The sequence below is a fragment of the Streptomyces sp. HUAS CB01 genome, from assembly GCF_030406905.1.
GTDB classification, from domain to species: Bacteria; Actinomycetota; Actinomycetes; order Streptomycetales; family Streptomycetaceae; genus Streptomyces; species Streptomyces chengbuensis.
On sequence record NZ_CP129137.1, the window covers coordinates 734,090 to 753,033 of the forward strand.

At 73.2% G+C, this 18,944-nt stretch carries 16 protein-coding genes and 1 pseudogene; 12 read left to right on the forward strand and 5 right to left on the reverse strand.

Going from position 1 to position 18,944, the window contains the following annotated elements; translation table 11 throughout:
* Window positions 1-16 precede the first annotated feature (16 nt).
* Window positions 17-1,654 carry an FAD-dependent oxidoreductase gene (locus QRN89_RS03305; protein ID WP_290347831.1) on the reverse strand — a complete coding sequence of 546 codons (1,638 nt, stop codon included), beginning with the start codon at window positions 1,652-1,654 and terminating at the stop codon, window positions 17-19.
* Window positions 1,655-1,857: 203 nt separating this feature from the next.
* On the opposite strand from QRN89_RS03305, the gene QRN89_RS03310 reads away from it, so the two are divergent.
* The 7 genes from QRN89_RS03310 to QRN89_RS03340 all read left to right on the forward strand — a co-directional run bounded on the left by QRN89_RS03310 (window position 1,858) and on the right by QRN89_RS03340 (window position 7,141).
* Entirely contained in the window at window positions 1,858-2,979 is a 1,122-nt protein-coding gene (locus QRN89_RS03310; protein ID WP_290347832.1) for a SchA/CurD-like domain-containing protein, read from the forward strand.
* A gap of 80 nt (window positions 2,980-3,059) precedes the next feature.
* Window positions 3,060-3,500: a cupin domain-containing protein gene (locus tag QRN89_RS03315; RefSeq protein ID WP_290347833.1), complete on the forward strand. Its 441-nt coding sequence runs from the start codon at window positions 3,060-3,062 to the stop codon at window positions 3,498-3,500.
* On the forward strand, window positions 3,497-4,765 hold the full coding sequence (locus QRN89_RS03320; protein ID WP_290347834.1) for a beta-ketoacyl-[acyl-carrier-protein] synthase family protein: 1,269 nt from the start codon (window positions 3,497-3,499) through the stop codon (window positions 4,763-4,765). The genes QRN89_RS03315 and QRN89_RS03320 overlap by 4 nt, the downstream gene beginning before the upstream one ends.
* Window positions 4,762-6,009, forward strand: coding sequence for a beta-ketoacyl synthase N-terminal-like domain-containing protein (locus QRN89_RS03325; protein ID WP_290347835.1), 1,248 nt, complete (start codon window positions 4,762-4,764; stop codon window positions 6,007-6,009). The genes QRN89_RS03320 and QRN89_RS03325 overlap by 4 nt, the downstream gene beginning before the upstream one ends.
* A 23-nt stretch (window positions 6,010-6,032) precedes the next feature.
* Window positions 6,033-6,299, forward strand: a complete 267-nt coding sequence (locus QRN89_RS03330; protein ID WP_290347836.1) for an acyl carrier protein — start codon at window positions 6,033-6,035, stop codon at window positions 6,297-6,299.
* 1 nt (window position 6,300) lies between these two features.
* Window positions 6,301-6,783 (forward strand): SRPBCC family protein, encoded by a 483-nt coding sequence (locus tag QRN89_RS03335; RefSeq protein WP_290347837.1) that lies wholly within the window; start codon window positions 6,301-6,303, stop codon window positions 6,781-6,783.
* Between the two features lie 25 nt (window positions 6,784-6,808).
* Window positions 6,809-7,141, forward strand: coding sequence for a TcmI family type II polyketide cyclase (locus QRN89_RS03340; protein ID WP_290347838.1), 333 nt, complete (start codon window positions 6,809-6,811; stop codon window positions 7,139-7,141).
* Between the two features lie 64 nt (window positions 7,142-7,205).
* Here QRN89_RS03340 and QRN89_RS03345 read toward each other — a convergent pair whose 3' ends face one another.
* The 3 genes from QRN89_RS03345 to QRN89_RS03355 all read right to left on the reverse strand — a co-directional run bounded on the left by QRN89_RS03345 (window position 7,206) and on the right by QRN89_RS03355 (window position 10,282).
* Window positions 7,206-8,276: a methyltransferase gene (locus QRN89_RS03345; protein ID WP_290347839.1), complete on the reverse strand. Its 1,071-nt coding sequence runs from the start codon at window positions 8,274-8,276 to the stop codon at window positions 7,206-7,208.
* Complete coding sequence (locus QRN89_RS03350) at window positions 8,273-9,334, reverse strand: right-handed parallel beta-helix repeat-containing protein (RefSeq protein WP_290347840.1); 1,062 nt, start codon at window positions 9,332-9,334, stop codon at window positions 8,273-8,275. Before QRN89_RS03350 ends, QRN89_RS03345 begins: the two co-directional genes overlap by 4 nt.
* An 87-nt stretch (window positions 9,335-9,421) precedes the next feature.
* The gene (locus QRN89_RS03355) at window positions 9,422-10,282 is read right to left on the reverse strand and encodes a (2Fe-2S)-binding protein (RefSeq protein ID WP_290347841.1); all 861 of its coding nucleotides are present in this window, start codon (window positions 10,280-10,282) and stop codon (window positions 9,422-9,424) included.
* Window positions 10,283-10,473: 191 nt separating this feature from the next.
* Here QRN89_RS03355 and QRN89_RS03360 point away from each other — a divergent pair, with 191 nt between their 5' ends.
* Genes QRN89_RS03360 through QRN89_RS03375 form a run of 4 tightly spaced genes read left to right on the forward strand, consistent with a single transcriptional unit; the run spans window position 10,474 to window position 16,489 of the window.
* On the forward strand, window positions 10,474-11,661 hold the full coding sequence (locus QRN89_RS03360) for an ATP-grasp domain-containing protein (RefSeq protein ID WP_290347842.1): 1,188 nt from the start codon (window positions 10,474-10,476) through the stop codon (window positions 11,659-11,661).
* Window positions 11,658-13,427 (forward strand): IucA/IucC family protein, encoded by a 1,770-nt coding sequence (locus tag QRN89_RS03365; RefSeq protein WP_290347843.1) that lies wholly within the window; start codon window positions 11,658-11,660, stop codon window positions 13,425-13,427. The genes QRN89_RS03360 and QRN89_RS03365 overlap by 4 nt, the downstream gene beginning before the upstream one ends.
* A gap of 6 nt (window positions 13,428-13,433) precedes the next feature.
* Window positions 13,434-15,185, forward strand: coding sequence for an IucA/IucC family protein (locus QRN89_RS03370; RefSeq protein ID WP_290347844.1), 1,752 nt, complete (start codon window positions 13,434-13,436; stop codon window positions 15,183-15,185).
* Window positions 15,182-16,489, forward strand: a complete 1,308-nt coding sequence (locus tag QRN89_RS03375; protein WP_290347845.1) for a type III PLP-dependent enzyme — start codon at window positions 15,182-15,184, stop codon at window positions 16,487-16,489. The genes QRN89_RS03370 and QRN89_RS03375 overlap by 4 nt, the downstream gene beginning before the upstream one ends.
* Window positions 16,490-17,277: 788 nt before the next feature.
* Here the strand turns inward: QRN89_RS03375 and QRN89_RS03380 are convergent.
* A complete protein-coding gene (locus tag QRN89_RS03380) occupies window positions 17,278-18,021 on the reverse strand; it encodes a DUF2470 domain-containing protein (RefSeq protein WP_290347846.1) in 744 nt (247 codons plus the stop codon).
* A 719-nt stretch (window positions 18,022-18,740) separates the two neighbouring features.
* On the opposite strand from QRN89_RS03380, the pseudogene QRN89_RS03385 reads away from it, so the two are divergent.
* Window positions 18,741-18,932: pseudogene (locus QRN89_RS03385) on the forward strand (TauD/TfdA family dioxygenase); the annotation flags it as partial.
* Window positions 18,933-18,944: the final 12 nt, after the last annotated feature.

Below are 18,944 nucleotides of genomic sequence, written 5' to 3' on the forward strand. Positions count from 1 at the left end.
GGGTGTCCGTGCCGGGTCAGGCGCGGTGGAGCAGGGCCTTCATGGCGTCGAGCAGGACCGTCTCCGGGTCGCGGACCGCACCGGGCGCGCGCCAGGCCACGAACCCGTCGGGGCGCACCACCACGGCGCCCTCGTCCGTCGTGCCGTGCAGCTCCGCCCAGTCCCCCGACTCGGGGACGAACTCCGCGTGCGGCTCCGTGCCGATCCGGTAGGCGTCCAGGGTGATGGACAGCTTCTCGGCGACCCGTGCGGCCGCCGTGTGCCACGGTGTGCCGCCGGAGCCCGTGAGCAGGACGAAGTTGCGCTCGTACAGGTCCAGCGTGGACGTCCTCCGCTCGCTGTCGTGCGGGTGCAGCCACATGTGCGGGGCGCGGGTGCCGGGGTCCCCGGAGAGATCCATCCGATCGGGTACGACGGCCATGTCCGGATCCGCGCCGACGACGGCGCCGCGCGGGTAGCGGTAGCCCATGGCGACCGTGAGCATGCCGCGCTGTCGTCCGCCGACCATTTCGGGGCCCGGGGTGTAGCCCGGATGGCTGTGCTCCGCCGACCGTGCCGACGCGCGCTCGCTGGTGGCCTCCGCGACCGGCCGGCGCTCGGCCTCGTAGCTGCCCAGCAGGCCGGGCCCCGCGGACCCGTTCAGCACGAGGGAGAGCTTCCAGGCCAGGTTGTGGGCGTCCTGGATGCCGGTGTTGGAGCCGAACGCGCCCGTGGGCGACATCTCGTGCGCGGAGTCGCCCGCGAGGAAGACCCGGCCCTGGCCGTACCGCTCCGCGACGCGTTCGGCCGCGTGCCAGGGGGCCTTTCCGGTGATCTCCACGTCGATGTCCGGGGCGCCGACGGCGCGGCGGATGTGGGCGGCGCAGCGCTCGTCGGTGAAGTCCTCCAGCGTCTCGCCCGTGTCGGGCTGCCAGGGGGCGTGGAACACCCAGTTCTCGCTGTTGTCCACCGGCAGCAGGGCGCCGTCCGCTTCCTCGGCGGTGAGGTAGCAGACGATGAAGCGCCGGTCGCCGACGACGTCGGCGAGTCCGCGCGAGCGGAAGGTGATGCTGACGTTGTGGAACAGGTCCCCGTGCCCCGTCTGGCCGATGCCGAGTTGCCGGCGGATGGGGCTGCGGGGCCCGTCGGCGGCGATCAGGTAGTCGGCGCGCACGGTCCTGCGCCGCCCCGACTCGCGCTCCTGCACGACGGCGGTGACGCCGTCCCCGTCCTGTTCGAACGAGACCATCTCGGTGGAGTAGCGCAGGTCGCCGCCGAGCTTGCGGGCGCAGTCCAGCAGCACCGGCTCCAGGTCGTTCTGGCTGCACACGCACCACCCGGACGGGCTGAGCCGGGCGATGCCGTTCCCGGGGTCGATCTCCTTGAGCAGCCACTCGCCGGCGTCGCCGTGGAGCGACGGGGTCTGGAAGATGCCGTGGTTGTCGGCGAGGAGCGACGCGGCCTCGTGGATCAGCGGTTCGGCCCCCGCCACCCGGAACAGCTCCATGGTGCGGACGTTGTTGCCCCGCCCGCGCGGATGCCTCGACGTGCCCGCGTGTCTCTCCACCAGCATGTGCCCGACGCCGAGCCTGCCGAGGAACAGCGAGGAGGACAGCCCCACCAGGGAGCCGCCCACGATGAGTACCGGTACGCGCTCGTCGATGTGTTCTTCCATCAGTAGCTCCAGCTCCAGCCGCCGGTAGGGGGAATGTGGTTTCCATGCCCTGGCGGGAGGGGCTCGATCGCCCGGTTCACCCACCTGGTTCACACATCTCGCGCCACCCGTGGTACCGGCACAGGATCGAAGCCTGAAACCCCCGAGCCGGCTTCGTGCACCGCACGCGGCGGCCCCACCGTCTCGAAGGAGATGCGTGCATCATGACAACGCTTTCCGAACGTATATCCCAGTCGGCCTTTGACGGCTCCAGGCTGCGTGTCGTACTGCTGCTGGACCTTCATGACGGCGCTCAGCAGAACTTCCTGAAGGCGTACGAGCACATGCGCAACCAGGTCGCCTCGGTGCCGGGCCACATCAGCGACCAGCTGTGCCAGTCGATCGAGAATCCCTCGCAGTGGCTGATCACCAGCGAGTGGGAGAGCGCCCCGCCCTTCCTCGCGTGGGTGAACAGCGAGGAGCACGTCGAGACCGTGCGGCCGCTCCACAACTGCGTCCGGGACACCCGGTCCCTGCGCTTCAGCGTGCTGCGCGAGACGGGCAAGCTGCACACCTCCTCGGCCGCCGACGCGACGCAGGGCGGGCTGCAGCCGTTCCCCCGGGTGGGTGACAACGTGGTGCGCCACGCCCTCACCTTCACCGTGAAGCCGGGCAGCGAGGCGGTCGTGGCGGACATCCTCGCGGGTTACCAGTCGCCGCAGTCGAAGGTCGACGAGCACACCCGGCTGCGCCGGACCTCGCTGTTCATGCACGGCAACCGTGTCGTGCGGGCCGTCGAGGTGGAGGGCGACCTGATGGCGGCGCTGCGCCACGTGGCCCGGCAGCCCGAGGTGCGGGCCGTCGAGGAGGCCATCAACCCCTATCTGGAGCAGGACCGGGACCTCAACGACCCGGACTCCGCACGGGTCTTCTTCACCCGGGCCGCGCTCCCCGCGGTGCACCACCTGGCGTCCGCGGGCACCGACGACGAGGCCGTCAAGCGGCACGCGCTGTACTACCCGGCCAAGCCCGGCTGCGGCATGGCGCTGGCGCGGCTGCTCGCCGGACAGGACGAGGCGGCGGCGAGCGACCCTGCGACCCCGATCGACAGCAGCACGATCTTCCAGCGGGACGACATCGTCGTACGCCTGGTCGACGTGCGCGGTTCCGGTGACGCGGCGCCGCTGCAGGTGATCGGGGCCCACGGTCCTCGCAAGGCGGCCATGCTGTCCCGCCTGCTGGACAGCGAGGCGCTGGGCATCGACGCCCCGGCCACGGAGGAGGACATGTCCAAGCTCCTGTCGTCCGCGGACATGCGGCCGATCACCGACCGCCACGCCCCCTGACCCGTGCGACCGGCCGCCCAGGCACCCGCACACCCCGAACCGCCGGCGCCCCATCGCGCGGCCACGTGGAGGAACCCGTCATGACCACACCCCATCGCATCGTCGACCTGAGCGAGACCCAGCACAACACCAAACGCGGCGGCGATCTGCGCGCCATGCTCACCCCCACCGCGGTGGGCGCCACGAGCGGCTTCATGGGCCTGGCGACCGTCGAGCCCGGTGACCGCATCGGCGAGCACTACCACCCGTACTCCGAGGAGTTCGTGTACGTGGTGTGCGGCGAGATGGAAGTCGACCTCGACGACGAGACGCTGCCGATCCGGCCCGACCAGGGACTGTTCATCCCGCCCTACGTGCGCCACCGGTTCCGCAACGTCGGCAGCACGCAGGCCCGTATGGTCTTCCACCTCGGGCCGCTGGCCCCGCGGCCGGAGCTGGGCCACGTCGACACCGAGGAGACGCCGGGGGCGGAGGCCGCGGCGGCCCACCGGCCGCCGGAACGCACCGGGACGGCTTCATGACCCGGCGCGTCGCGGTCACCGGTGTCGGCATAGTCGCGCCGGGGGGTGTCGGGATACCGGCGTTCTGGGACCTCCTGGCCAACGGCCGTACGGCGACGCGCGGCATCACCCTCTTCGACCCGACCGGTTTCCGGTCGCGGATCGCCGCCGAGTGCGACTTCGACCCCGAGGAGCACGGGCTGGGTCCGGAGGAGGTGCAGCGGGCGGACCGGTACGTCCAGTTCGCGATGGTCGCCGCCCGGGAGGCGCTCCGGGACGCCGGTCTCGACCCGGAGAAGGAGGACCCCTGGCGGATCGGGGTGTCGCTCGGCACCGCCGTGGGCGGCACCACTCGTCTGGAGCACGACTACGTCAAGGTCAGCAGTTCGGGCCGGCGCTGGGACGTGGATCCGAGCGAGGCGGAGCCGCATCTGCACCGGGCGTTCTCGCCCAGCGCACTCGCCTCCGAGGTCGCCGAGCAGACGGGTGCCCACGGCCCGGTCCAGACGGTGTCCACGGGCTGCACCTCCGGTCTGGACGCGATCGGGTACGCCTTCCACGCGATAGAGGAGGGCAGGGTCGACGTCTGCATAGCCGGCGCGTCGGACTCGCCCATCTCCCCCATCACCGTGGCGTGCTTCGACGCGATCAAGGCCACGTCACCCAACAACGACGATCCGGCCCATGCCTCACGCCCCTTCGACGCGCGCCGTGACGGGTTCGTCATGGGCGAGGGCGGAGCCGTGCTCGTCCTGGAGGAACTCGAACACGCGCGTGCCCGCGGTGCCACGGTGTACTGCGAGATCGGCGGCTACGCCACGTTCGGCAACGCGTACCACATGACGGGTCTGACCCGTGAGGGACTGGAGATGGCGCGGGCCATCGACAGCGCCCTGGACCACGCGCGGCTCGACGGGTCGGACATCGACTACGTCAACGCGCACGGTTCCGGTACGCAGCAGAACGACCGGCACGAGACGGCCGCCGTGAAGCAGTCGCTCGGTTCCCACGCGTACAAGGTCCCGATGAGTTCCATCAAGTCCATGGTGGGTCACTCGCTCGGGGCGATCGGGGCGATCGAGGTCGTCGCCTGTGTGCTGGCACTCGCCCACCAGGTGGTGCCGCCGACGGCGAACTACGAGACCCCCGACCCCGAGTGCGACCTCGACTATGTGCCACGCACGGCGCGCGCCCTCAAGCTGCGCAACGTGCTCTCGGTCGGCAGCGGATTCGGCGGATTCCAGTCCGCCGTGGTCCTGACCCGGCCAGGAGGGAGGACACCATGAGTCCTCGGCAGGACCGGCGACCGGTCGTCACCGGAATCGGTGTCGTCGCCCCCAACGGGGTCGGTACCGATGCCTTCTGGAAGTCCACACGGGAGGGCATCAGCGTCCTCGACCACATCACGCGGGAAGGCTGCGACCACATGCCGGTCCGGGTCGCGGGAGAGGTCCGCGGCTTCGACCCCGAATCCCTGGTCGAGGAGCGCTACCTCGTCCAGACCGACCGGTTCACGCACTTCGCGATGGCCGCCGCCGACATGGCGCTGGCCGACGCGCGGATAACGTCGGGCGACTACAGCGACTCGCCGTTCGCCGTGGGTGTGGTCACGGCGGCCGGTTCCGGTGGCGGCGAGTTCGGCCAGCGGGAGCTGCAGCGGCTGTGGGGACAGGGCTCGCGCTATGTGGGCCCGTACCAGTCCATCGCCTGGTTCTACGCGGCGAGCACCGGTCAGATCTCCATCCGCGGCGGGTTCAAGGGCCCCTGCGGTGTGGTGGCCAGCGACGAGGCGGGCGGTCTCGACGCCCTCGCGCACGCGGCCCGGGCCATCGGCCGGGGCACGGACGCGGTCGTCATCGGGGCGGCGGAGGCGCCGCTCGCGCCGTACTCGCTGGTCTGCCAGCTCGGGTACCGGGAACTCAGCACGAGCGAGGACCCGGAACGCGCCTACCGGCCCTTCACCGCGAGCGCGAACGGTTTCGTGCCCGCGGAGGGCGGGGCCATGCTCGTCGTCGAGGAGGAGTCGGCCGCCCGCCGCCGAGGCGCCGCGGTCCGCGCCGTGGTGGCCGGTCACGCGGCGACGTTCACCGGGGCCTCCCGGTGGGAGGAGTCGCGCGAGGGGCTGGCCCAGGCGATCCGGGGAGCCCTGGCGGAGGCCCGGTGCGCGCCCGAGGAGATCGACGTCGTCTTCGCGGACGCGCTCGGCATCCCGGACGCGGACCGCGCCGAGGCCCTGGCGCTCGCCGACGCGCTGGGGACGCACGGCCGGCGGGTGCCGGTCACGGCGCCCAAGTCCGGTACGGGCCGGGCGTACTGCGGAGCGCCCGTGCTGGACACGGCCGCCGCCGTGCTCGCTCTGCAGGACGGCGTCGTCCCGCCCACGCCCAATGTCTTCGACGTGTGCCACGAGCTCGAGGTGGTCACCGGCAGGCCCCGCCCTGCCGAGCTGCGCACGGCCCTCGTGCTCAGCCGGGGACTCATGGGCTCGAACGCGGCGCTCGTGCTGCGGCACGGCGCCCCCACCCGGTGAACAACCGTGAGAAGGAGGACCTCATGACCATGCAGATCTCCAAGCTGACCATCGAAGAGCTGGCCGCTCTGATGAAGAAGGGCGCCGGCATCACCGTCGACCCCGCAGAGATGGGCGGCCGCCCCGAGGCGCGGTTCGACGAGTACGGACTCGACTCCCTCGGTCTCCTCGGCATCGTCGGGGAGCTCGAGAACCGCTACGGCCGCACGCTCCCCCAGGACGCGGACCGCTGCAAGACCCCGCGCGAATTCCTCGACCTCGTCAACAACTCCCTCATGGCAGGAGCCTGAAGTGTCCGGGCACACCGAGAACAAGATCGTCATCGACGCTCCCATGGACCTCGTCTGGGACGTCACCAACGACATCGAGAACTGGCCCCAGCTGTTCAGCGAATACGCCTCCGTCGAGATCCTGGAGCGCGAGGGCGACCGGACGAAGTTCCGGCTGACCATGCACCCGGACGAGAACGGCACGGTGTGGAGCTGGGTGTCGGAGCGCGTCGTCGACCCCGGGGCGAGGACCGTCCGCGCCCGCCGGGTGGAGACGGGCCCCTTCCAGCACATGGACATCCACTGGAAGTACACCCAGGCGCCCGACGGGGTCCTCATGCACTGGACCCAGGACTTCGCGATGAAGCCGGACGCCCCGGTCGACGACGACTGGATGACCGACAACATCAACAAGAACTCGAAGGTCCAGATGGCCCTGATCAAGGAGAAGATCGAGCAGCGCGCCCGGGAACGCGGCACGCCGGTCTCGGTCCACTCCGACTGACCGCCCACCGAAGGGATCCCCCTCGATGCACCACGCCCTCATCGTCGCCCGTATGGCACCGGACTCGGCCCACGACATCGCCAGGGTGTTCGAGGCCTCCGACCGGGGCGAACTGCCCGACCTGGTCGGCGTGACCCGGCGCAGCCTCTTCCAGTTCGGCGATGTCTACCTCCATCTGATCGAAGCCGACCGGCCGCCGGGGCCGGCGGTGGCCAAGGTGGCGGGCCACCCCGAGTTCCGTGACATCAGCGACAAGCTCTCCGCCTACGTCAGCGCGTACGACCCGGAGACCTGGCGCAGCCCGAAGGACGCCATGGCCCACGAGTTCTACCGCTGGGAGCGTGCCGCGAAGGGATGAGGCACGACGAATCGCCGGCTCCGCGTACGGACGCGGAGCCGGCGAGGGGGAGGGAGCCCGGGGGTCAGCCGCCGGGTGTGACGCTCTCGAACGCGTGGAGGTACGCGTTCACCGGACGGACGTCGCCGACGACGAGGCCGGCGTCCGCCATCCTGCCGGTCATGCTCTCCTGGGTGTGCTTCGCACCGCCCACGTTCAGGAGCAGCAGCAGATCCATCGACGTGGTGAACTTCATCGACGGGGTGTCGTCGACGAGGTTCTCGATGACCACCACCCGGGCCCCGGGACGGGCGGCCGAGACGACGTTGCGGAGGGTCCTGCGCGTGCTGTCGTCGTCCCATTCCAGGATGTTCTTGATGATGTAGACGTCGGCCTCGACCGGGATGGCCTCCCGGCAGTCGCCGGGGACGATGGTGACCCGGTCGGCGAGGGACCCGCCGTCCCGCAGCCGGGGATCGGCGTTGGCGACGACACGCGGCAGGTCCAGCAGCGTTCCCCGCAGGCCGGGGTTCTTCTCCAGCAGGCTCGCCAGCACATGGCCCTGACCGCCGCCGATGTCCGCGACGGTGGACGCTCCCGTGAGGTCGAGCAGTTCCGCCACGTCCAGCGCCGACTGCATGCTGGACGTGGTCATGGCCTGGTTGAAGACGTGCGCGGACTCGTGCGCGTCCTCGTGGAGGTAGTCGAAGAAGCCCTTGCCGTACAGGCCGTCGAAGACGCTCCTGCCCGTGCGGACCGCCTCGTCGAGGCGCGGCCAGGCGTCCCAGGTCCACGGCTCGGTGCACCACAGGGAGATGTACTTGAGGCTGTGGGGGTCGTCCTCCCGCAGCAGGCGCGACATCTCGGTGTGGGCGAACGTGCCGTCCGCCCTCTCGGTGAAGATGCCGTAGCAGGTCAGGGCGCGCAGCATGCGCCGCAGGGCCCGGGGGTCGGCCTTGACGGCCGACGCCAGGTCCTCGGCGGTTGCCGGGGTCTCCCCCAGCGCGTCCGCGACGCCGAGCCGTGCGGCGGCCCGTACGGAGCCGGCCAGGGCGGCGCCGAAGACGAGCTCCCGCAGCCGCATGGACGGCGGGGTGGCGGTGTGGACGGTGGTCCCCGCGGTGTCCGTGGCCGCGCCGGTCGTACCGGTCGTCATGCGCACTTCCCCGCCTTCTCGGACAGGCGGCAGTAGTTGCCGGAGAAGGTGTTGCCGGTACCGGTGTCCCGGTTGGCGAGGTCCGCCGGACGGTTGCCCACCAGCATGTTGGACTTGATGACGTTGCCGCTGTTGGGGGCGCCCACGATGCTCTTGAAGAGCACGATCCCGCCGGAGAACGGCGAGGTGCCGACGTTGCTCCAGACGGCGTTCGACGCGACCGTCGCGCCCTCGACGCCGGTGAGGACGATGCCGGCGCCCTGGATCCTCGGGAGCCGCGCGGTCTTGGCGCAGGACTTGTTGTTGTGGTGCACGCGGTTGCCGCGCACGGTCAGGTCGCCCGTCCGGGGGACGCCCTCGTCCCCGACGACGAACATGCCGGCGCAGTTGCCGGTGACGACGTTGTTGTTCACGTACAGGTTCCGCAGGCGCCGGACGGTGATGCCGATGCGGTTCCCGGCCAGCAGGTTGTCCATGACCACGGTGCGCCGCGTGTTGATGGCTCCGGCCTCGGTGTCGATGGTGTTCGACACGAAGATGCCCGACTCCGCGTTGTCACGGGCCGCGTTGCCGCGGATCTCGGACCGCAGGGAGCGCTCCTGGGCGATGCCCCAGTTGCCGTTCCCCACCGCGGTGACCTCACGGACGCTCAGCTTGTTGGTGCGCGAGGCCCAGATGCCGTTCTTCTTGAACTGCGACACCGTCAGGGAGTGGATCCGCACGTTCGTGGCGGGCTTGGCATCGGTGCCGATGACGCAGATCCCGTTGCCGCCCAGACCGCACACGTGCGTGGCCTTGGCCGTGGACGGGAGGAGGACGGTCCGGTCACCCGCGCCGCGCAGCGTCAGGTCGGACTTCCTGATGAGGACGCTCTCCCGGTAGACGCCGGGGGCGATGTCGATGGTGTCGCCGGGGCGGGCCCGGTCGACCGCGAGCTGGATCGACTCACCGGGGACCACGTCGTAGGTGGTGCGGGCACCTGCCGGCGCCGCCACGCCCAGCCCCGAGGTCACCATCAGAGCGACACAGCCGAGGTACATGAATTGTCGTTTCGTCATGAGCTCAAATTATGTGGCGAATAGGACAAGTCGCCACATAACTCACCCATCAGGAGCGTGTCGTGGAGGCCTGCCCGGCGGACCGGTTCAGCAGGGCACGTCACCCTCGAGCCGGCGCAGCCGCTCGGCGTCACTCGTCCGGGGGCAGGTGCCGCACGCCTCGGCCGGGCGGATCGTGTAGTAGAGGCAGCAGCCGGCGCGGGTGCGGGTCGGGTACGACCGGCCCTCGCGGCCCGCGAGCCGGCGGAAGTCGGCGCCGCCGGGGAACGGCGGGACGGGCTCCGGCAGCAGCTGGGTCGCGGCCCGCACGCCGCGCTCCTCCTCCCCCAGCATCCGGCCGAGGTACCAGACGCCGGACACCAGGTCGTCGCCCGCCATGCCCCACAGCGCACGGGGCCCCCGGCGCACCCGCGGGGCGATCGCGGTCAGCAGCGGACGCACGTGGTCGGCGTAGCCGGCGCGCAGCTCCGCCCGCAGGGCCTCCTCGTGCGGGAGCACCCGTACACCCGGCAGCCCGGCGGCCGGATCGCCGGGAAGACACGCGAAGCCGCCGGGAACGACGGAGAAGGCACCTGTGGTGAGGCTGACACGGACGTCCTGGGGCCGGAGCCGCGGGACGCGGCGCTCCAGGCACCACGGTCCGCTCATCAGCAGACCCACGGACCAGAGGTAGTCGTGGAGCGCGCGGGAGGCCGCGACGTCGGGACGCGGGGTGCGGCCGTGGTCGTGCTCCACCCGCAGGACCTCGGCACCGAGGAGGGCGTCAAGGAACTCGGGGCGGCCGGCCAGCTCCGCGCCGTCGGCCCAGCCCTGCGGGGTCGACGAACCGGGCTCCGCAACGTCCGCCTCGAGGGCGGGGCAGAGCTCCGCGAGCCGGCGGAACGCCGATCCGGCGACGGCGGAACAGCTCACGGCGGAGGCATGAGGGTACACCGGAGCCAGGGTCACGAACGCTCCTCGACACAGCGGCTGACACGGATGAGGTAAGGCGAGGCTCACCTTAACCACAGAAGTGATCTCCCGCGCCAACCGGGGTCGTGTCGAGGCGAATTGACAGAGTTAGGTGTGCCTAACCTAGGCTCTGGCCCCGTGATCCGGAACTCTCGGATCACCGGATCCGAGCGCGGAGTGGCCCCCTCATGCGGTTGTACCTGCTTGCCCTGAACCCGACCGACTCGGTCACCGAGGGATTCCTCCCGGCCGCCCGCCGGCTCGGACTGGACGTCACCCTGCTCACCGACCGGCCCGCCGACCACCGTGCCGCGCACCGGGACGTCGAGGTGCTGGAGTGCGACGTGCGCGACTTCCGCGCCGTGGTCTCCCGTGTGTCCGCCCACGCCTCACCGGACGCGGTCTTCACCAACAGCGACCACCTCCAGACCCAGGCCGCGCTCGCCGCGGACTACTTCGGGCTGCCGGCCAAGGACTGGCGGGCCGCGCTGCGCACGAAGGACAAGGCCGAGATGCGCCGCCGGCTGGCCGCCTCGGGCCTGGACACCGTGCGGTCGCTGGAGCTGCCCGCCGCGCAGGACCCGGCCGCCGCGGCCGGGGACTTCCCCTACCCGTGTGTCGTCAAGCCGCGCGAGGGCGTGGCCAGCGAGGACGTCGTCCTGGCCGGGGACGCGCGGGAACTGGTGCGGCACTGCGAGGAGATCCGGGCACGGCGCCCGGGGGCCGCGCTGGTGGTCGAGGAGTACCTGCCCGGAGAGCTGTTCACCCTCGAGACCCTCGGCGACGGCCGGGTACGCCATGTGCTGGGCGGGTTCCGCACCGAACTGTCCCCTCCCCCGTACTTCATCGAGGAGCGGCTGACCTACGTCGCCCGGCATCCGCGGGACATCGAGGAGCAGGTGCTCGCGCAACTCGACGTGCTCGGCGTCGGGTTCGGCGCCTGCCACACGGAGTTCGTGGTGCACGAAGGCCGCGCGCGGATCATCGAGGTCAACTACCGTGCCATCGGGGACCAGTGCGATCTGCTGCTCGCCGGGCTGCTGGACATACCGCTGTTCGAGCACGTCCTGCGCACGCATCTCGGCGAACCGCTGCCGTCGGAGCTGGGGGCGCGGGACGACGGAGCCGCCAGGCTCGACTACCCGTGCGCCGACCGGGCCGGGACGCTGACGGCGGCCCCCGGAGCGACGGAAGTGGAGGCGGGCGGGGTGACACTGACGTACCGGCCGCTGCGCGGCCTCGGCGAACACCACCCGGTGTACGGGACCAACCGCGACTTCCTCGGCGTGGTGCGGGCCACGGGGACCGACCGGTCGGCCGTGGACCGCGCCGTGACCGGGTTCCTGGCCGCCCAGCGCTGGGAGATCACACCGTGACGGTCCCCGCGGCGGGCGCCTCCGGTGCGGCCGGCCCGGCGACCGCGCGAGCCGGACTGCTGCTGCGGGTGCTCAGCGCCCTGCTGCGCGAGGACGTCGTCGGGCTGCGCAGCCGCGGCCGCCCGGTCGAGCGTGCCGACGGGACCTGGCTGCGGCTGGACGCCCCCGGGCCGGACGCGCTGCTGCTGCCGGTGCGCGAGGACGGCTTCCAGTGTGCGTGGGAGGCCAGGGAACCGCTGCTGCGCCGGGAGTCGGACGGCGCCGAACTGACGGACACCGACACGGTCCTGGCCGAACTCCGGGCCCTCGCCGCACCGGTGGACCGCGGCGGCTTCGACGCGTTCGCCGACGAGTGCCGCCAGACCCTCGCGACCGTACGCCTGCACGAGGCCACGGAGCAGGAGACGCTGCGGACGCTCGCGGATCGCCACGGCGCCGATCCGGCCGACTGGACCGGGCTGTCGGGCGGCCTCGCCCTGGACGCCCTCGCCGCCCGGCTCGACCATCCGGTCTATCCCACCGCGCGCGGCAGATCCGGCCTGACCGTCGCGGCGCTGCGGGCGTACGCGCCGGAGTTCCACCCGCGGTTCGCGCTGCGCTGGCTCGCCGTGCCGCGCGAGGCCGTCACCGCCGCCGGCCCGCTGCCCGGCCCCGCACCCTCGGCCCTCGGGCTGTCCGGCCTCGACCGCACCCATGTCGCCCTGCCCGTGCATCCGCTCACCGCGGCGGGCCCGCTCGGCCGGGCGGTGCGCGCCGCCGGGCTCGACGGCCTGGCGGTCCCGGCGCCACGGTCCCACCTGGACGTCGTCCCCACCTTGTCCATGCGGACGGTCGCCCTCGCCGGCCGGCCCGGCACCCACCTCAAACTGCCCCTGGCCACCTCCACCCTGGGCCGGCTCAACCGGCGCACCATCAAGCCCGGAACCCTGGCCGACGGGGCCGCCGTCCAGCATCTGCTCCAGACCGTGACGGCCCGCGAACCCCGCTTCCGGGACACCGTCCTGCACGCCGACGAGACCTGCTTCGCCCACGCCGGACACGAGCTGCTCGCCGTGCTGACGCGCCGCCAGCCGTCCGGACTCGACCGCTGCCTCGTCGTACCGATGGCCGCCCTGCTCGCCCGGGCACCGAGCGGGCGTCTCGTCGTCGACCACCTGGCCGACCGCTTCCACGGCGGCGATCCGCTCGCCCTGCTGGACGCGGTGCTCACACTGCTCCTGGACTTCCAGACCACGCTCTTCGGGTACGGAATCGCCCTGGAGTCCCACCAGCAGAACGTGTCGCTGGTGCTGGACGCGTCCGGTGGCGGCCCTCGGTTGCGGCTGCTCCTCAAGGACAACGACGGCCCGCGCATCAACGGCGCACGGCTGCGGGCGGTACTCGGTGGGGACGCGCCCGGGCCGGGGGACTTCGACGACCGCCGCATACTCACCGACGGCGACGGACCGCTCGCCGACCTCTTCACCACCGTCACCGTCCATCTGTGCGCCGGGGCCTACGCCTTCGGCCTCGCCGGGCACGGACGTGCCCCGCTCGACCGGCTGCTCCGGCTGGTCCGCGACCGGCTGGCCGAGGCGGTGGAACGGCTCGGAACCGGACCGGGTGAGCCCGGAGCCGTACTGCGGGCCCGGGTGCTGGACGCGCCCGAGCTGCCCGTGAAGGCGATGGTGACCGCGGGAACCCTGCTGGCCAAGGAACGTTCGGGAGCGTCCGACATCAACAAGCACTACACCACCGGCCCCAACTACCTGCTGCGGGGAGTGTGAACCCGGATGACCTCCACGCATCCGTCCGCGCACCGTGCGGCCCTGGCACCGCCGCCCACGGCCGACGACGCGGTCGCCCACACCCTCCTCAACTGCCTCCTCCGAGAGCTGTGCGGCCCCGAGCACCAGACCGCGGTCATCGACGGGCACCTGCTGCTGCGGCTGCCCCGCCGCGGGGTGCTGCTGCGCGTCGCGCTGCGCCGCACCTCGCTGCTCGGCGCCCACCGGTTCACCGGCCCCGTGACCGAGGAGACCTCCGGCGGCTGGTCACCGGTCGGCTGGCAGCGGCTGGCCGGGCACGTCCACGCGGAGCTGACGCTCCGCACGGGCGTGCCCAACGAGGAGTTCCTGGACCAGGTCGCCTCCAGCCACCGGGGCGTCGCGTCCGCACTGGCCGTGGGCCCCCCGGCCGCCCGGGACACCGGCCCACGCGCCGTGCCCGCGGCGTACCTCGCCTCGGAGCGGTCCCTCGCCCTCGGGCACCGCTTCCACCCCACGCCCAAGGCACGCGGCGGGGACACCGCGGCCTGGGCGGCGTACGCACCCGAGGCCGCCGCGTCGTTCCCGCTGCGGCTGCTCGCGGTACGGGAGGACCTGGTGGCCGAGGAGTCGGCGGAGCCGGGCGCCGGAGCGGCGCTCGACCGGCTGGGCCGCGCGCCGGACGGGTACCGGCTGCTGCCCGCCCACCCCTGGCAGTACCAACTGCTGCGCGACGACCCCCGGCTGCGGACGGCCCTCGCCCGCGGCGAGGTGCGGGACCTCGGACCCGGATCCGCGGCGTTCGCCGCCACGGCCTCCGTCCGCACCCTGTTCGACGGCGACGGCTTCCTGAAGTTCAGCCTGAACGTCCGCATCACCAACTGCCTCCGGAAGAACGCACGGTACGAGCTCTCCGGCGCGGTGGCGCTCACCCGGCTGCTGGAGCCGGTCCTCGCCGAACTGACCGCCCGCTTCCCCGGCAGCGACGTGCTGCGCGAACCCGCGTACCGGAGCCTCGCCCTGCCCGGTGCCGGCGGTGTCCCGGTGCGCGGTCTGCTCGAGGGCTTCGGCGTGATCGTCCGCGAAGGGCTCGGCCGGCGGCTGCAACCCGGGCTCACCCCGCTGCTCGCCGCGGCCGTCGCCGACGAGTACCCCAACGGACCCGCCCATGTCTCCCGTCTCCTCGCGGACACGGACCCGCGCACGGCCCTGTCGTGGTGGCGCGCGTACCTCGGTCTGCTGGTGCCCCCGGTCCTCGCGGCCTACTTCGACCACGGCGTCGTGCTGGAGCCGCATCTGCAGAACGTCCTCGTCTGCGTGGACGGGGGAGGGCGCCCACGGCAGGTGCTGTTCCGCGACCTGGAGGGCACCAAGCTCCTGCCGGACCGGCACGCCGCCGCCCTCGCGGCGCTCCCCGCGGACGTGGCGGGGCTCCTGACGTACGACGCCGGGCGCGGCTGGGACCGGGTGGTCTACTGCCTCCTGGTGAACCACGTGGCCGAGATGCTCGCGGCCCTCGCCGATCTGCACCCCGGCACGGAGGCGGCGTTGTGGGCCGAGGTGCGGGACGTGCTCCGGCGCCACGCCGACGAGCACGGGCGGCAGCCACGGCTCGACGCGCTCCTGTCGGGAGCACCGCTGCCCGCCAAGGCCAATCTGCTCACGCGCTGGGCGCGCACGGCCGACCGCGAGGCGGGGTACGTGCGGCTGCCCTCCCCGCTCGCCGATGACGTGCTGTCCGGGGCGGTCCGCGCCGACGACCTCCGGAGCGCCCGATGACCCACTCCCCCGTGCCCGGCGCCCCGTCGGCGCCCGCCGCGTCCGCCGGCGCGGCACCGGCGGTGACCGCGTCCGCCACCGCTCCCCCCGCCGCCCCCGCCCCCGTCACCGCGCCGGTGCGCCAGCGGGCCCTCTCCCTCCCGGCCGACCGGCTCCCGGCCTACCTCTACGACCTCGGCGCGCTGCGGGAGCACGTCACGGCGGTACGGGAGTCCCTGCCGGAGCGGGTCGAGCTGTACTACGCGGCCAAGGCCAATCCCGAACCGGAGATCCTTTCGGCCCTCTCGCCGTACGTGGACGGCTTCGAGGTCTCCTCGGGCGGCGAACTGGCCCATGCGGTGAAGGTCGTCCCGGACCGTCCGCTGGCGTTCGGCGGTCCCGGGAAGACGCCGGCAGAGACGGCGGCGGCGCTCGGGGCCGGTGTGGCCCGGTTCCATGTGGAGAGCGCCCATGAGCTGCGGATGCTGGCCGCGCTCGCGGCGGAGCGGCAGGCGCCGGCGCCACCGGTCGAGGTGCTGTTGCGGTTCAATCTGCCGCTGTCCGAGGACGCGTTGAGGACGAGCGCGCTGTCCATGGGCGGCCGGCCGACACCGTTCGGCCTCGATCCGGCCGAGGCGGCCGACGTGATGCGGTACCTCGCCGGCGGATCCTGTCCCGGGCTGCGGGTGCGCGGGGTCCACGCCCACCTGGCGAGCGGACTCGGGGCGGCGGCCCAGCTCGCCGTCGCGGAGTCCGTGGTGACCTGGGCCGTGCGGCTCTTCGAGCGCCACGGTGTACCGCTCCACGAGGTGAACGTCGGAGGCGGCATGGCCGTCGACTACGCGGATCCCGCCGCCCGCTTCGACTGGGCCGGCTACGGAGCCGGGCTGGCACGCCTCACCGCGGCCCACCCGGACCTGCGGCTGCGCATCGAACCGGGGCGCGCGCTGACCGCGTACTGCGGCTGGTACGCCACCGAGGTCCTGGACGTGAAGCGCAGCCACGGCGAGGACTTCGCCGTGGTCCGCGGGGGCACGCACCATCTGCGCACACCGGCGACGAAGGGCCACGACCAGCCCTGTGCGGTGCTGCCCGTGGCCGGCTGGCCCCATCCGTGGCCGCGCCCCGAGGCGCGGGGCGACCGGGTCACCGTGGCGGGGCAGCTGTGCACGCCGAAGGACGTGCTGGCCCGCGACGTGCCGGCGCCGGGGCTGCGGGCCGGGGACCGGGTGGTGTTCGCGCTCGCGGGCGCCTACGCGTGGAACATCTCGCACCACGACTTCCTCATGCATCCGCGGCCGGGGTTCCACTTCCTCGCCGGGTGAGGGCCGTGCCCCACGGCCGTCCGGGCGCTCGCCGTGCGGACGCGACGGTCAGGGCCGTGGGCCCGGCCCGACGGGGCCCATGTCCGTCCGCAGGCGGCGGGCCCGCTGCGTTCCGCGGTGCGCTGATGCTGACACGGTGGCAGGTCAGCGACGGTCAGGGCCGTGGGCCCGGCCCGGCGGGGCCCATGTCCGTCCGCAGGCGGCGGGCCCGCTGCGTTCGCGGTGTGCTGATGCTGACACGGTGGCAGGTCAGCGACGGTCAGGGCCGTGGGCCCGGCCCGGCGGGGCCCACGTCCGTCCGCAGGCGGCGGGCCCGCTGCGTTCCGCGGTGCGCTGATGCTGACACGGTGGCAGGTCGCCCGCACAGCGGGTCCTTGCGAACGGTCCCTCGACACCACGCGTGCCGGGTGGCGCGGGGCGGCCGCGTCGGCGTGCAACCGGCTCGGTGCCGGGACCGGGGACGGTCCGCCGGGAGGGGCGCGGCGTCCGTTGGGGTGCAGCGCAACGCTTTGGATCGCCCTCGCACGGCACGTAGTCGGGGGCGGCAACCCAGCGAGGGCGTCGCGGCCCGCCGGTCCCTTCCGGTCGGTACGAGGGGTGTCAGGGCAACGAGGGGCGGGGCGGTTCCGGCGGGGTGCAGATGGCGGCCGCGCGAGGGGCGGCGCGGATGATCGCGCCGACCAGGTCGGTGCCGGGCTCCGGGCAGGGCTCCTCGGTGGGCCGCCCCGGGCACTCCGCGGCAGTGCGCGCGGGGCGGCGGACGGGGGTCCGCTCCTGGCGTCCGGCCGTCACGGCCGGCTCGGCAGACGGCTTCCGCGGCGGCAGGCGCGGGCCGCGGCCAGGAGTTCGCGGACCCGCGCGCCGGACTGTCCGGGGTCGCCCACGGGCCTGGGGAAGGGCAGCGGGACGTCGTGGTGGCCGTGTGCGTGCTCGAGGCGGAGAGTGATGCCCCGCCGGTCCATGGCCAGCGGCCACACCCGGACCACGCCCTGGAGCAGCCGCGGATCCACCAGCCGGGTGAGCAGCTCCACCACCTCGGCGTGGTCGTCGACGAGATGGGTGAGCACGGCGGCCTCGTGACGGGCGAGCACGTCCGGCCGGGCCAGGGCGAGTTCGTCGAGGCCGACCGTGACCGGCCCCGCCGCGGTCTCCAGGGCGACGTGCGCGGTGACCATCCGGAACGTCACGGTCCCGGATTCCTCGCACTCCGGCCCGGCCTGGGCCAGCCACCCGGCGACCGTGACGCGGGACCGGACCCGTTCGCGGACCGCGACCGGCGCGACGTCGGTGAACTTGAGGACGACGGCGAGCGTGCCGCGTGGCGCGAGGGCGACCTCTCCGGCCAGCCGGCAGTCGGCGGGCAGCCGCAGCAGCAGCCGGCCGTCGTCGCCGACGCTGTGCAGCCCGCCGCCGACCAGGTCGCAGGTGTGCGCGTCGGTGACCACCGTGAAGGATTCGGCGGCGGCCAGCACCGTGCGCACCCGTTCGGCCGGGCTCGCCTGCTCACCCGCGCAGACGTCGTCAGCAGTCATTCCGCACCCCTCGATTAGGTTAGGTAAGGCACGCCTAACCTAGCTCATGAGTCGGTGCGGGCGCATCACCCGTCGGGGTCGCACCGCCGCCCCACGCTCGCCCGCGCGTGACCGGACCGCCCGGCCGTGGGCCGTGGCCGCGCGCAGGGCCCTCCGGGACCGGGACGTGTCGCCCGAGGAGGGGCGGGCGCGGGCGCGGGCGGTTCCACCGCACCGGCGGGGCGACGCGTCGCCGCCGGCACCCGCCCGTCTCCCCCGGACCCGCCCGCGCGTGCCCGGCCGGGCGCCCGTCGCGGCGGGACCGCCGACGGCCGTGGAGCGGACGTGACGACGTGGCGACGTGGCGACGTGGCGACGGCATGACGTGGCGACATGGCGACGTGGCGACGTGGCGACGTGGCGACGTGGCGACGTGGCGACGTGGCGACGTGGCGACGTGGCGACGTGGCGACGTGGCGACGGCATGACGTGACGTGAAGGGGCGTGAGTTCCGCGCGGCGTCCGCCTCGTGCGGGCCAGTCGCGCGGTGGCCCCGGTCGCGGCCCGCTGGCACGCTCCCGGCGAAGTTCGCGGTGCGCGTTTCCGCAACCCCCGGGCGGCCGAAAGGAGCGCACCATGACCACGACGACCACCGAGGAGCATGAGGCCGGTGCCGAACGGGAGCTCACCGTACGCGAGGCCGGCGGCCGGCTCGGCGCCGTGATCTCATGTGGTCGCGGGACAACCGCGCCATCCAGCACCACGGCGTGGACGACTCCGACGGCCACGAGCGCAGGCTGCGCCGCGTCACGATGGACGGCGACGTGGCGGCCGGCGTGGACGGCGTGCCCTCGCGGCTGCTCGAGCCGCCGGCGGCCGTACCGGCGCCCCCCTTCGGCGCCCCCTCCGGCGCCTCCACCGCGGTCGCCTGAGCCCGTCGCCGC